This window comes from Bradyrhizobium sp. 153, from assembly GCF_023073835.1.
Lineage (GTDB): Bacteria > Pseudomonadota > Alphaproteobacteria > Rhizobiales > Xanthobacteraceae > Bradyrhizobium.
The window spans coordinates 131,931-145,060 of sequence record NZ_JADPKH010000154.1; the positions used below are offsets into that span (position 1 = coordinate 131,931).

The 13,130-nt window shown below is 65.3% G+C and carries 12 protein-coding genes; 1 reads left to right on the forward strand and 11 read right to left on the reverse strand.

The features are described from left to right. Positions 1-225 precede the first annotated feature (225 nt). Entirely contained in the window at positions 226-459 is a 234-nt protein-coding gene (locus IVA91_RS35520) for a hypothetical protein (protein ID WP_247281116.1), read from the forward strand. Positions 460-1,190: 731 nt separating this feature from the next. Here the strand turns inward: IVA91_RS35520 and IVA91_RS35525 are convergent. From IVA91_RS35525 to IVA91_RS35575, 11 genes are all read right to left on the reverse strand, one after another. Beyond that, positions 1,191-1,514 carry a hypothetical protein gene (locus tag IVA91_RS35525; RefSeq protein ID WP_247281134.1) on the reverse strand — a complete coding sequence of 108 codons (324 nt, stop codon included), beginning with the start codon at positions 1,512-1,514 and terminating at the stop codon, positions 1,191-1,193. A gap of 245 nt (positions 1,515-1,759) precedes the next feature. Continuing rightward, positions 1,760-2,077, reverse strand: a complete 318-nt coding sequence (locus IVA91_RS35530) for a hypothetical protein (RefSeq protein ID WP_247281117.1) — start codon at positions 2,075-2,077, stop codon at positions 1,760-1,762. Between the two features lie 386 nt (positions 2,078-2,463). Beyond that, positions 2,464-4,314: a dihydroxy-acid dehydratase gene (gene ilvD, locus IVA91_RS35535; RefSeq protein ID WP_247281118.1), complete on the reverse strand. Its 1,851-nt coding sequence runs from the start codon at positions 4,312-4,314 to the stop codon at positions 2,464-2,466. 214 nt (positions 4,315-4,528) lie between these two features. Beyond that, positions 4,529-5,452 carry an ABC transporter permease gene (locus IVA91_RS35540; RefSeq protein ID WP_247281119.1) on the reverse strand — a complete coding sequence of 308 codons (924 nt, stop codon included), beginning with the start codon at positions 5,450-5,452 and terminating at the stop codon, positions 4,529-4,531. Continuing rightward, positions 5,449-6,378 carry an ABC transporter permease gene (locus IVA91_RS35545; RefSeq protein ID WP_247281120.1) on the reverse strand — a complete coding sequence of 310 codons (930 nt, stop codon included), beginning with the start codon at positions 6,376-6,378 and terminating at the stop codon, positions 5,449-5,451. The genes IVA91_RS35540 and IVA91_RS35545 overlap by 4 nt, the downstream gene beginning before the upstream one ends. After that, on the reverse strand, positions 6,378-7,364 hold the full coding sequence (locus IVA91_RS35550) for an ABC transporter ATP-binding protein (protein ID WP_247281121.1): 987 nt from the start codon (positions 7,362-7,364) through the stop codon (positions 6,378-6,380). The genes IVA91_RS35545 and IVA91_RS35550 overlap by 1 nt, the downstream gene beginning before the upstream one ends. Continuing rightward, on the reverse strand, positions 7,361-8,344 hold the full coding sequence (locus IVA91_RS35555) for an ABC transporter ATP-binding protein (RefSeq protein ID WP_247281122.1): 984 nt from the start codon (positions 8,342-8,344) through the stop codon (positions 7,361-7,363). Before IVA91_RS35555 ends, IVA91_RS35550 begins: the two co-directional genes overlap by 4 nt. Position 8,345: 1 nt before the next feature. Further along, positions 8,346-9,983: an ABC transporter substrate-binding protein gene (locus tag IVA91_RS35560; RefSeq protein ID WP_247460706.1), complete on the reverse strand. Its 1,638-nt coding sequence runs from the start codon at positions 9,981-9,983 to the stop codon at positions 8,346-8,348. A gap of 28 nt (positions 9,984-10,011) precedes the next feature. Next, complete coding sequence (locus IVA91_RS35565) at positions 10,012-10,827, reverse strand: sugar phosphate isomerase/epimerase family protein (RefSeq protein WP_247281124.1); 816 nt, start codon at positions 10,825-10,827, stop codon at positions 10,012-10,014. A 544-nt stretch (positions 10,828-11,371) separates the two neighbouring features. Next, the gene (locus IVA91_RS35570; protein WP_247275623.1) at positions 11,372-12,637 is read right to left on the reverse strand and encodes a DUF1236 domain-containing protein; all 1,266 of its coding nucleotides are present in this window, start codon (positions 12,635-12,637) and stop codon (positions 11,372-11,374) included. A gap of 92 nt (positions 12,638-12,729) precedes the next feature. Further along, positions 12,730-13,107, reverse strand: a complete 378-nt coding sequence (locus tag IVA91_RS35575) for a GrlR family regulatory protein (protein ID WP_247275624.1) — start codon at positions 13,105-13,107, stop codon at positions 12,730-12,732. Positions 13,108-13,130: the final 23 nt, after the last annotated feature.

Here is a 13,130-nt window from a genome sequence, read left to right on the forward strand (position 1 = left end):
CGCCGACCGCCAGGGAAATCGCAGGCTAAGCCGCTGATGTGACTCCGCTTTGGTCCGAAATCCCGGCAGAGGATTCGCGACTCGGATCCTGGCCCGCCGGTTCACCCTCGCGGGGTCTTCACGACGCCTGTCAGCCTAATGAACGGTTAACGAAGAACCAATAGAATATTCCGCCGTTGACTTGTACCCCCACCCGAGACGAGGTGGGTTTAGGACATGCCGATAATGGCGGACCTCAAAAAAAGATTGGACAAACTCCGCGCCGATGCCGCGGATTTGGCCCTTATGAGCAGGCGGGCAAGCGATCCGCAAAAGCGCGAACTCTTCGGACGCTTGGCAGATGAGCTTGCAATAGAAGCTCTTGAACTCGAGCAGGTGGTGAAGCAACAAGGTAGGCAATCAGCTTCCAGCGACATGGACAGAGTTGTGAGCTTCCGGACGCGCCTGGAGAGGAACTGAGCACCATTGTCGAGATTCCCGGCTCGCAACGTGAGAGCGGACGAAGCGAGCAAAAAATGATGAGTGAGCGAAGCAAGGCCAACTCGGCTGGCCTAGGAACGTGCCTAGCGATCAGCGTTCATTTTCCAGGCCGAAGCACAGACTGCTATTGCCCTGTGGTCTCTAGGCGCCCCTAGCGTTCGGCATGGCTGCGCTGGTTTCTTCTTCACTTGCTGAAGAGCGCCGCCTCGGTCGGCGGCCGCTCAATGGTCCCCCAGCGCGGCCGGTCGCAGGGGCCCGGTTGGTCGTATGGGGCCCGAAAGCTTCCCGAGCGGACCCTTTTCCCATGACGAGATCGCCGCTCCTAGGAGCTTAATTCCTACCGACCATTTTCAGAGTAAATTTCAAGACCGGTGCCTTAAACTACTCGGCCACCCTTCCAAGCCTGGAACGGGTGTCGCTTAACGCGTCGACCGCGCAAGGCAACGCGAAGTTCGCACTCTCGCCTCAACCTCTTCAGCCCCGCCCTTTGTCAGGCGAGTGTCAGCCTGTTCCTCTAGCTTGGCGGCAGGTTCGGCGCCGCCACGCGCCGACGTCTCGGCAATCCCAGATACCGGCGACATCTCCCAGGGCGTTGCCGGTTGCGAGGTCCGGTTGGATTCGTCTCCATATCCGGGCCTCGCTTGCTGATGCGCAAAAGAAAGCGGCGCCCCGCAAGGAGCGCCGCGCGAGACTGTCTTCATTGCGTCAGCTCAGTACCCGCAGGACGCGCAGCCCATCTGCACGGGCGCGTAATACGAATAGCCCGGCGACACCATCTCGACGCGCTGGCGCGTGGCATATTGCGGGGGGATGCGCTCGTACTGGACGCTGGGCGGCGCCACCATCACGGTCTGCGGCACCATTACGGTGCGGTACTGCGCCGGCGTGCGATGCGCGACCACAGAACCGGGAGACACCATCACGGTTTCGTCGACAGCGCGGTATTGCGGCGCGACGTATTGCTGCTGGTAGCAGGTCGTGCACGGCGGCGGCGCATAGCAATTGTAGCAGCCGGCGGAGGCTGCGCCCATCATGGAAATCGCGGCGACGGCGGTAGAGAAAACGACGGCGAGAGTACGAGACATTGCGTGGTGCCCCAGTTGCCCGAAATGGATTTGCGAAGGTCGCTAGCAGTATACGACGCAAAATCCTGGGCTGCCGAACTTCGTCGGGGCATCCTTAATGCGAACAGCCAGTCGCAGCCGACAGGTAAGAACTCATTGACCACGCGCATCAACACGCGACGTGCGTTTGGCGTTCATCCGCCTCCGCTCGAGCTTCACCGCCTCGCTGCTCTTTCCAAAAACTCCAGCAGCGAGGGATCGGTCTCCTCGAATTCGACAAAGCGGCGGCGCAGTTCGTCTGCGACTTCTGCCGTGGCATCTCGCGACCATCCTTCCGCGGTATTGAAAGCCACGACACGTACCGGATGGAGATATTGCCCCTCGACGAGATTCCTGAGCAGGGTCGCCCGATTGGCGTCCTCCTCAGCCGTCTCACACCAGGCGCGGCCCAGCCGCCGGCCGAAATCATCGAGCACGAGATAGACGTCCCGGTCTGTCGCAATGTGCGGCACGAGCGATGGAGAGTGACTCATGGCTTACCCCGCTACTGGCAATCCGGACCGTTGCGGAGGATACGGCGTCCGCCCGGCCGGATTCGGAAAAATGGATTTCGGCTATTTTCTTAGGATGGCGCGATTAAATCACAAACAAAGTACAAATAAATAAAAATTAAATGGCAAAATGGGCGCAAAGACACTAAATTCACAGGGGCCTGGCGGGCGAGCCCGCACGTTGGGCGCCCACTTCGCAAAACGGCTCCCGCCTCCACCCCCAAAAGCCCACACCCCAGGAGGCGGGGCCGTTTCTTTTGCGACCGCTTGTCCCGGCTCTGTCCTGCAACAGTGCGCCCGCCCGCTCGCGCGGAGACCGCGGGTCATTCCGGAAGAATCCGCCCAGCCTGTGGCGCGTCGATCAGGCGCTATCTCGAACGCCGCTTCACCTCGCGCACGGCGCCGCGCGCGGCGCTGGTGGTGAGCGCGGCGTAAGCCTGCAGCGCGGTCGAGACATTGCGCTTGCGGTTCTGCGGCTGCCAGGCGGCATCGCCCTTCGCCTCCTCCGCGGCGCGGCGCTTGGCCAGCTCCTCGTCGGAGACCTCCAGGCTGATGCTGCGGTTGGGGATGTCGATGGCGATACGATCGCCGTCGCGCACGAGACCGATATTGCCGCCTTCGGCCGCTTCCGGCGACAGATGGCCGATCGACAGGCCGGACGAGCCGCCGGAGAAGCGGCCGTCGGTGACGAGCGCGCAGGCTTTGCCGAGGCCCATCGATTTCAGATAGCTGGTCGGATAGAGCATCTCCTGCATGCCGGGGCCGCCGCGCGGGCCCTCATAGCGCACGACGACGACGTCACCCGCGACGACCTTACCGCCCAGGATGCCCTCCACCGCTGCGTCCTGGCTTTCGAACACGCGCGCGGGGCCGGAGAATTTCAGGATCGAGGCGTCGACGCCGGCGGTCTTCACGATACAGCCGTCCTGCGCGAGATTGCCGTAAAGCACGGCGAGGCCGCCGTCCTTGCTGAAAGCGTGCTCGAGGTCGCGCACGACGCCCTTCTCGCGGTCGGCATCGAGCTCGTCGTAGCGGCGCTCCTGGCTGAAGGCGACCTGGGTCGGGATGCCGCCGGGCGAGGCCCGATAGAAGGTGCGCACCGCCTCGCTCTTGCTGCGCTTGATGTCCCAGCGCTCCAACGCATCGTTCATGGTCGGGGCGTGCACGGTCGAGACCGAGGTGTCGATCAGCCCGGCGCGGTCGAGCTCGCCGAGAATGCCCATGATGCCGCCGGCGCGGTGCACGTCCTCGACATGCACGTCGGCGACGGATGGTGCGACCTTGCACAGCACGGGCACACGACGCGAGAGCCGGTCGATGTCGCGCATGGTAAACTCGACCTGCCCTTCATGGGCAGCGGCGAGCAGATGCAGCACGGTGTTGGTCGAGCCGCCCATCGCGATGTCGAGAGTCATGGCGTTCTCGAACGCCCTAGAGTTGGCGATGTTGCGCGGCAGCACGCTGGCATCGTCCTGCTCGTAATAGCGGCGGACGAGGTCGACGATGGTGTGGCCGGCTTCGACGAACAGGCGCCTGCGGTCGGCGTGGGTTGCGACCACCGAACCGTTGCCGGGCAGCGCGAGGCCAAGCGCCTCGGTCAGGCAGTTCATGGAATTGGCGGTGAACATGCCCGAGCAGGAGCCGCAGGTCGGGCACGCCGAGCGCTCGATCACCTTGACGTCCTCATCGCTGACCTTGGAATCGGCCGCGGCCACCATGGCATCAATGAGGTCGACGGCTTTGGTCTTGCCCTGAAGCTTGACCTTGCCGGCCTCCATCGGTCCGCCCGAGACGAACACGGCGGGGATGTTGAGCCGCAGCGCGGCCATCAGCATGCCGGGCGTGATCTTGTCGCAATTGGAGATGCAGACGAGACCGTCGGCGCAATGCGCGTTGGCCATGTACTCGACGCTGTCGGCGATCAATTCGCGCGACGGCAGGCTGTAGAGCATGCCGTCATGACCCATGGCGATGCCGTCATCGACCGCGATGGTGTTGAACTCCTTGGCGACGCCGCCGGCCTGCTCGATCTCGCGGGCCACGAGCTGGCCGAGGTCCTTCAGATGGACGTGGCCGGGCACGAATTGGGTGAAGGAGTTGACGACGGCGATGATCGGCTTGCCGAAATCGGCATCCTTCATGCCCGTCGCGCGCCAGAGGCCGCGGGCGCCCGCCATGTTGCGGCCGTGGGTGGTGGTGCGGGAGCGATAGGCTGGCATGGCGGTTTCCGTCCTCGGGTTGGCTTGGAGCCGGGCGGAAAAATGGAAGCCGCCTCAGAGCTTTCCGGCCGGATAGCGCACGCGGGGAACGCGCGCAACGGGAACTTGGTCCGGACAGGGCTCCCCTGCTCCCGGCGCGGCCTCTCGCGAACGTTCCCCAGCGCGAGGTTGTGCAAACGCCGCCTGCAGAACCGGGAGTCGAGAAGTCGAGGCCCTATTGCAAGGTCGGATCGAGCCGGTCGCGTAACCAGTCGCCGATCACAGAGACGGCCAACGTCGTGACCACGATCGTGGTGGCCGGCGCCAGCATGATCCAGGGCGCCCGGGTCAGGTATTCGCGGCCATAGCCGACCATGTTGCCGAGGCTGGTCATCGGCGGCTGCACGCCGAGGCCGAGGAACGACAGGCCGGATTCCATCAGGATCACCTCGGGAAAGACCAGCGTGGTCGAGACGATCAGGGTCGAGGCGATGTTGGGCAGGATGTGCCGGAGGTAGATCCGCGACGGCGCCGCCCCTAACTGGCGGACGGCGGCGGCATACCCTTGCGCATTGGCGGAGATGGCGAGGCCCCGCGCGATGCGGGCGTAGCGCTCCCAGCCGAACAGTCCCATCAGAGCGATGAGCAGCGGCAGCGAATTGCCGAAGAAGGCGAGCACCGCGAGCGCCATGATCAGGAAGGGCATGCTGGCCTGGAAGTCGGTCAGCATCAGCACGAGCTGTTCGATGGCCCCGCGGAAATGCGCGGCGAGGAAGCCGAGCGTGGTGCCGACCAGCGCCGAGATCGCGGTGGCGCCGAACGCGATCAGCAGTGAGATGCGGATGGAGACGAGGAGCCGCGACAGCACGTCGCGGCCGAGCTCGTCGGTACCGAGCCAATGCGCGGCATTGCCGGGAGCCGCCAGGCGATTGCGCAGGTCGAGCTGGGTGAAGCCGTAGGGCGCGATCTTCTCGGCGAACGCGGCGATCAGCAGCATGGCGATGATCCAGGTGATCGCGAGCGCGACCGAGACCGGGATCGCCGCCAGGCTGATGCGGCGGCGGAGGCTAGATTCTAGTTTTGACGCGTTTCTTTTGCGCGAACCGGAATCCACTTCGCTTGAAAACGCTTTGGCATCCTTCAGCGTCGCGTCGGTCATGCATGCGCCCCTTTGGCGCGCAGGCGCGGATCGAGGAAGCCGTAGAGGAAGTCGACGACCAGATTGGACGTCACCATGGTCATCGCGACCAGCAGCAAGATGCATTGCACCACGGCGAGGTCGCGGTTGGCGACGGCGACCACGAGCAGGCGCCCTACTCCCGGCCAGGCAAACACGCTCTCTACGACGACCGCGCCGGCGATCAGCGTTCCCACCATGAAGCCCAGAATGGTGACCGTCGGGATCGCGGCGTTCGGCAGCGCATGCGACGTCACCACCTGGCGCCAGGACACGCCCTTGGCGGAAGCCGTGCGAATATAGGGCTGGCCCAGCACCTCCAGCATCGCGCTGCGGGTGAAGCGCGCCAGCACCGCGGCGCCACCGAGGCCGAGCGTCGCAATGGGCAGGATCGCGTGCCGCCAGCTCTCCTGGCCGCCCGATGGCAGCCAGCCGAGCTGAACCGCGAATACCAACACCAGCACCAGCGCGAGCACGAAGCTCGGGACGGTGAAGCCGGCGACCGCCGTCATCATCACGGCGCGGTCGATTCCCGAGCCGCGATGCAGCGCGGCGTAGATCCCTGCGGGAATGCCGAGCGCGACCTTGAAGAAGAACGCCGGCAGGGTCAGCGCCAGCGTCGCCGGGATGCGTTCCAGCACCAGCTCGATCGCGGGCCGGCCGTCGCGCATGGAGCGGCCAAGCTCGCCCTTGGCGATGGCGCCAAAATAATCGAAGTACTGGGCCCAGATCGGATCATCGAGACTCCACGCCTTGCGGAATGCTGCGAGCACCTCCGGCGGCGCCTCCGGTCCCAAAATCATCAGCGCGGGATCGCCCGACAGACGCAGCACGACGAAGGCGAAGGTGACGACGAGGACGATCGTCAGAGCCGCGCGGCCGAGCCGGATGGCGAAAAAGTGGCCCATCACGCCGCGTCCCGCGTTTCGGCACCCGTGACCAGGTGGCAGGCGACTTGCCTGTTGCCGCCGATGCTTGAGAGTGCCGGCACCTCGCTTGCACAGCGCGCGATGGCGCGCGGGCAGCGCGGATGGAAAGTACAGCCTTGAGGGCGCGCCGCCGGGTTCGGCGGATCGCCAGCGAGCACGATGCGGCCCGCGCTGCGGCGGCCCGGTGCGGGCGAGGCCGAGACCAGCGCCTGCGTGTACGGATGCTCGGGCCGCGCAAACAGATCATCGGCGCTGCCGATCTCGACGATGCGGCCAAGATACATCACGGCAACGACATTGCTGATCTGCCTGACGACGCGGAGATCATGGCTGATGAACAGCAGCGTCAGCGACAGCTCGGCCTGGAGATCGGCGAGCAGGTTCACCACCTGCGCCTGGATCGAGACATCGAGCGCGCTGACCGGCTCGTCGCAGACCAGGAAATCCGGCTTGGTCGCCAGCGCCCGCGCGAGCACGATGCGCTGGCGTTGGCCGCCGGACAGCGCGCCCGGATAGCGCGCGCCATGTGCCGGCGTCAGCTCAACCGCGCGCAGCAATTCGCGAACGCGGTCTTCGCGCTCGGCGGGCATGCCGAGATCGTGGATGTCCAGGGGCTCGCGAATTTGCGCGGCGACTGGCAGCCGCCGGTCCAGCGCGCCCAGCGGATCCTGGAAGATCATCTGCATGCGTGCGCGCTGGGCGCGCCATGCAGCCGTTCCCAGCGGGGCCATCGGCTTGCCATCGAACCGCACCTCACCGCTGTCGGACGGCTCGAAGCCGAGCACGATGCGGCCCGTGGTCGATTTGCCCGAGCCGGACTCGCCGACCAAGCCCAGCGTCTCGCCCTTGGGAATGCTCAGCGACACGCCGTCGACAGCGTGAACGACGGTGCTGCGGCCGAACATTCCGGAGCGCATCGCGTAGCTGCGCGAAATCGCGGACACCTGGACGAACGGCGCGCTCATTCGGCGGCGATCCCGAGCAGCGCCCGGCGCGAAGCCTCGGCGCGGATGCAGGCGACGTTGCGGTCATGCGCGATCGGGGCCAGGCTCGGCGCGACAAGTCCGCAAGCTTCACTCGCCAGCGTGCAGCGTGGCGCGAAGGCGCAACCCTCAGGCATCCGCGCGGGATCGGGCACGGTGCCGGGAATGGCCGTCAGGCGCCGGCGCGCTCCATCGAGCGGCGGCAGCGCACCGATCAGGCCTTGCGCGTAAGGGTGCACGGGATCGGCGAAGAGCTGGTTGCTGGGTGCCTCCTCGACGATGCGGCCGGCATACATCACGGCGACACGATCGCAGTTCTCGGCGACGACCCCGAGATCGTGGCTGATCAGGACCATGGCCATGCCCATCTCGCGACGGACCGAGGAGAGCAGCTCCAGGATCTGGGCCTGAATGGTGGCATCGAGCGCGGTAGTCGGCTCGTCCGCGACCAGCAGGTCGGGATTTCCGGCGAGCGCCATTGCGATCATGATGCGCTGGACCTGGCCGCCGGAGAATTCGTGCGGATAGGCGGACAGCCGCCGGCCTGCGTCGGGAATCCCGACGAGATCGAGCAGCCGCCGCGCTTCCGCCTTCACCGCGTCGCCCGAGAGATCGCGATGCAACGCCAGCGCTTCGCAGAGCTGCCTGCGGATGGTCAGCACGGGGTTCAACGCGCTCGCCGGATCCTGGAAGATCATCGCGACCCGCCCGCCCCTGACATGGTCGAGGTCGGCCGCGGGCGCGCCGAGGATCTCGCGGTCGTCCAGCAGTACCGAGCCCGAGACCTTGGCATGGCGCGGCAGCAGGCCCAGGGCGGCAAGCCAGGTCACCGACTTGCCCGATCCGGACTCACCGACGAGCCCGAGGGCCTCGCCCTTCTGCAAGCTGACGTCGACGCCGCGCAGCACCTGCACGCCGTTGAAGGTGACGCGCAAGTTCCGGATGCTGACCAGCGGCGCCACGTCAGGCCTCGAAATTGCCGGCGCGGAAATCCATCGCGAAGGCGGGCGCTGCCTTCCACTTGATGGATTTCGGCTTGGCCGTGAAGGTCGCGTTCTGGTGTAGCACCGTATAGGCGGGGTCCTCGCGCTCGGCGATCTCCAGCATGCGGCGGAACGCCTTCTTGCGGGCTGGGCGATCGGTCGAGGTCTCCAGGAACTCCGATAGCTTGTTTAGCTCGACATTGGTCCACTCGCCGATCTGCTGCTGCTGGCCGTTCGGCCCGTGCTGGGCAACCAGCGACGACACCGGATCGTTGAAGGCGGCCGAGTTCGACCAGTCGCGCACCGCGCGGGTCGGCGCCCGCTCCATGATCTGGGACCAGTTCTCCTTGGTCTCGATCTGCACGTTGAGGCCGACCGACTTCCACATTTCGACCAGGATCTGCGCGGTCGCGACCTGGTTGGTGTAGTAATTGCTGAGCAGGCGATAGGGAATCGGATCGCCCTTGTAATTGGCCTGCTTCAACAGATCCTGCGCAAGCTTGGGATCATAGGCCGGCACGCTCCAGTCCGCGTTGAATATGTCGCCGTAGAATTCCCATTGCAGGCCCTTCGGCACGCGGGTGCGGCCGGCCCACAGGCTGTCGACGATGGCCTGGCGGTCGATTGCGTGAGTAAAGGCGCGCCTGACAAGCGGATTGGCGAGCTGGGCGTGGTTCTTGTCGAACACGGTCAGGCGATGATTGAGAATGGTGCCGCCCTGCACTTCGAACGCGGAATTCTTTTCGATGCCGGCGATCTGGTCCGGCGGGATGTCGCAGGCGAAGTGGTATTCGCCCGAGAGCAGGCCGTTGATGCGGCTCGCAACTTCCGGCACTTCGAGGAAGCGGATGCGCTTGAGCGGCGGGCGGCCGCCCCAATATTCGTCGTGCGCTTCCAGCACCAGCGACACGTCGGGCTTGAGCTCGACGACCTTGTAGGGACCGGTGGTGACGGGCTTGCGCGCCCAGTCGAGGTAGCTCGCGGCTTCTTCCCAGGCCCGGCGGTTCATGATGTCGGAGCCATAGCGCGACAGCCGGCCTTCGATGGTGACGTCGGGTGTGGCGTTGTAGAAGCGCACCGTGTACTTGTCCACGGCATCGACCCGGACGAGGTCCGGCCAGATGCGGCGGGCAACGGCCGGCACATCTGGCGGCAGCTCTTTGCCGGGACGCGGCGCCGGGATCTTCTCGAAAGCCTGGATGGTGGAGCGGCTCTTGGCTTCAGTCTCGCCGAACATGCGCTCGCGGCTGAAGGTGAAGACGACGTCTTCGGCAGTGAGCTCGTCGCCATTGTGGAATTTGACGCCCTGGCGCAGCTTCACTTCGACGGTCTGGTCGTCGATGCGGCGCCATTCGGTGGCAAGGCCGGGCACGGCCTCCAGGTTGCCGCGCCAGTTCTTGGAGATCAGGCCTTCCCAGATCGAGGAGAAGAACACGCGCTCGCCGACATTGGACTGCTCGCGCAGCACGTCGAGGACGTTCGAATTGGTCACCTTCTGCACGGCGATCGTGACCGACGGACGGTTGTCGCCTTGCGCGATGGCAAAGCGCGGCAAAAGGAGCGTGCTGGCGGCAGCGCCGCCGGATTTCAGAATGGTGCGACGGGTGAACTTGCTCATGATGTGACCCCTGCCCAGGATGATGCGATTATTCGGCCAGTCCGAGCGCAGCGAGATGGGCTGCGCCGGCGCGGACGTCGTCGTGGTTGCGAAGTTCGAGGATCAGCCGCGGGTTCGAGGTCAGCCGCCCAAGGGCGCGGAACACGGCGACCCACGGGATGTTGCCTTCGCCCGGCGCCCAGTGCCGGTCGGCAAAGCCGTCGGTATCCTGCAGGTGCACATGCGTCAGCATGTCGCCGGCGGTTTCGACGTAATAGTCGACCGGCGGTGCGCCGGTGGAGATGTGGGCGTAGTTGGCGTGCCCGGTGTCGAGCGAGACGCGGACCTTGCTGCTCTCCAGCGCCTTCGCAAGGCGGACGCGGTCGCGCGGATCCTTGTCCTCGATGTTCTCGATGACGATCTCGCAGCCGATGGTCTCGGCGCGCGCGATCACTTCGGCGAGCGTCGCCTTGACCCGCTCGACCAGATTGCCGCGGTTATCGGTGTAGAGATCAAGATTGTTGTGGTCCCAGGTGGTGAACGGCGAATAGATCACCATCTGGGTCGCGCCGAGGAACTCGGCTGCATCAAGACCCTGAAGCAGGCGTTTGGTGACGGCCTGGCGGATCATGGGATCGTGGCTGTCGATCTTGAAGCCCCAGAACGGGCCGTGAATGCCGAGCCGGCCCGTGTGGCCCGCAAGCATCTGCTTGATCTCGCCGGCAGTCGCGCGCCAGTCGCTATCGAGCAGATCCGCGCGGAAAAAATCCTGGATCTCGAGATCGCGCTGCCGTTCCAGAAGCCAGTCGCGATGCGCGGGGATCGACTTGATGGACAATGCGGCGCCCAGCACCGGCTTCGACATGGCTTGCTCCTTGGCCATCAGCGATGACGGGAACAGGGCTAGACCAGTTCAATGACAGGCCGGTGAAATGCGGGTTTCGCACCGCGGACCAGATGTGGACATCTGCTCGCATCGCATTCAGGCGGCAAGGATCGCGGCATGCGCGGACGAACGCGTCAATGTTCAAACGGCGCGGGCGTGTCCGTAGTGATCCGGAATGGAAGCCTAACCAACCTTCGCGTACATCGCGGGACATCGATCGGCGGCCACTTCCACGGGCATCACCCTCTGATCGCGCTACATGGGGTTGGGGGACCACATGGGGCGGGGGATTGAAGGCTGGGGCAAGGTGACGAGGTCCGGACTCCTAGGCACTCCGGACCTCGAAACTTTTCAGATTGAACGCGATGCGCGCCGTCCGGCTGTTCAGCCGGGCGGCGCGTTCTCGTTTCAGCGTCGTCGTTCGGCCCGGCGCCTAAAGCGCGATGAATCGTCATCGCGCTTCATGCGGCTGTTTAAGCATGATCTTTTCGGAAAACCGCTTCGCACTTTTCCGGATCATGCTTTAGCGCGTCTGCGGCTCGATTGTCACCGTGCAGTCGCCCTGCCCTTGCGACGCGACCACGATGTCACCCGCGGGAGCGCCGAGGGCAATCGGCGCGGACGATCCGCCGCCGGGCATCTGGACCGTCACGCTCAGCGAATCCGTGCGCGCAGTCGAGCCGACGGTTGACGGCTCTGCTTCGGCCACGTTCCCCGAGGCATCGCGCCGCATGATCCGGCAGTTCACATTGCTCCCGCCGGCGGCCGCCATGCTCTGGCCGGCGCTGCCGCCCATCTGTGCACGAGCCCGCGACGGATCCCGCGGAACCTGGCTGACGATGCGATGCGTGCGCGGCTCCACGATGACGACGTCGTCATCCGTCGCGAAATACTCATAGTCGCGATATTCCGGCTCGATCGACACGATCTCAGGCGGCAGCCGATGCAGACGGACGCGCGAAGGGATCGTCTCACCCACCCGGATCGCGATGCTCAGGTTGCGCTCTGGTGGCGCCAGGCGCGCGCGGCTTACCGTTTCAGAGATCCGCACCTGCCGTTCAGACGTCATGCTGGTCTGCTGATTAACCTGCGTGTTGGTCTGGGTGGTCTGATTGGCTTGATTGGTCTGCGTGCCCGTCGCCGGCGCAGTCTGTGCATTGTTGGTCGGCGCCGTCCGGTTCGTGTCGGTCGCGGTGGCCGGGCGGTTGTTCTGTTGCGCCGGCGGCTGTTGTTCGGCGGCGTTGCGCGGCGGCTGGGTCTGGTTGCGCTCGTTCTGGTTGGCCGCAGCCCCACTGCGCTCGTTCTGCTGGCCCGCGGGGCCGGCCTTGGATTTCTCGGACTCGGCAGTTGATTTCTGCGGCGCGGACTTGTCCTGCTTCGTCTCTGCGCTGCTCTTGCCGCTGTCGCGCCCAGGTTTGGCGGTCTCGGCCTCGCGATTGCGATCGCGCGAAGGTTCGCGAGATTCTTGTGCCTGATCCTTCGCCTTCGGTTGATCACGTTCGGCGGCTGTAGCTGGCTGGCGCTTGTCTTCGTTGGCCTCGCGCTTGGCCGCGCCGCCTTTCTCTTCGCGACCGGCTCCCTGGAGTCTCTCCTGGGCGCCCTGCGTGCGCTCCTGAACCCGCTCTTGAGCGCCTTGGGCCGCGCCCCCGCGCTGCGGCGCAGCGCCTTTGGCCGGTTCCTCGGTCCGTTTCGGCTCGTCTCTGCGCTCACCGGGCGCCTGGGCGTAGGCCAAGCCGGAGGCGAGCATCAGTCCGACGGCCGCAGTCGATAACATCAAGTGCTTGCGCATGGTCCCTCTCCTCGACAATTCACAGCAACAGACGCGAACGTTCTGCGGGTGCGAAGGTTCCTGCCAAGGAACGGGAGCAGATCACGCGGGGCTTACATCGCGTCCTTCAGCGTGAGGCGGGCCGTGAATGTCACGGTGGTCTTGCCGACCAGCGCCATGCCCTCGACCTCGGCGCCGCCGGCCGAGTAGTCGCCCGAGAAACCGCAGGTGACCTCCCTGCCGCCGAATGCGAGGGTCTTGCCGATGGCTTCGGTATGCTGATTGACGATCATGTCGCCGCGCCACTTGCCGTTCCGGAACGTGTAGCTGCCGGTGTAATAGAAATAGCTGTCGCCGCCCATGATGCGCCCGTCGCAGAGCACGACCACGCCCCTGGCTTGGCCGCGTTTGCCGTCGCGCATTTCGATGTCGAAGATGTAGAGGCCGTTGACGACCTTGGCTTCCTCACCCGCCCCCTCTCCGACTGGCATCCGATCGTCCCCTCAATGTCCAT

Coding starts and splice junctions, on each gene's coding strand:
- ilvD (WP_247281118.1), bottom strand. CDS start 4,314: ATGCCAGCCTATCGCTCCCGCACCACCACCCACGGCCGCAACATGGCG.
- IVA91_RS35570 (WP_247275623.1), bottom strand. CDS start 12,637: ATGCGCAAGCACTTGATGTTATCGACTGCGGCCGTCGGACTGATGCTC.
- IVA91_RS35560 (WP_247460706.1), bottom strand. CDS start 9,983: ATGAGCAAGTTCACCCGTCGCACCATTCTGAAATCCGGCGGCGCTGCC.
- IVA91_RS35540 (WP_247281119.1), bottom strand. CDS start 5,452: ATGACCGACGCGACGCTGAAGGATGCCAAAGCGTTTTCAAGCGAAGTG.
- IVA91_RS35525 (WP_247281134.1), bottom strand. CDS start 1,514: ATGATGGGCGCAGCCTCCGCCGGCTGCTACAATTGCTATGCGCCGCCG.
- IVA91_RS35565 (WP_247281124.1), bottom strand. CDS start 10,827: ATGTCGAAGCCGGTGCTGGGCGCCGCATTGTCCATCAAGTCGATCCCC.
- IVA91_RS35520 (WP_247281116.1), top strand. CDS start 226: ATGGCGGACCTCAAAAAAAGATTGGACAAACTCCGCGCCGATGCCGCG.
- IVA91_RS35530 (WP_247281117.1), bottom strand. CDS start 2,077: ATGAGTCACTCTCCATCGCTCGTGCCGCACATTGCGACAGACCGGGAC.
- IVA91_RS35575 (WP_247275624.1), bottom strand. CDS start 13,107: ATGCCAGTCGGAGAGGGGGCGGGTGAGGAAGCCAAGGTCGTCAACGGC.
- IVA91_RS35550 (WP_247281121.1), bottom strand. CDS start 7,364: ATGAGCGCGCCGTTCGTCCAGGTGTCCGCGATTTCGCGCAGCTACGCG.
- IVA91_RS35545 (WP_247281120.1), bottom strand. CDS start 6,378: ATGGGCCACTTTTTCGCCATCCGGCTCGGCCGCGCGGCTCTGACGATC.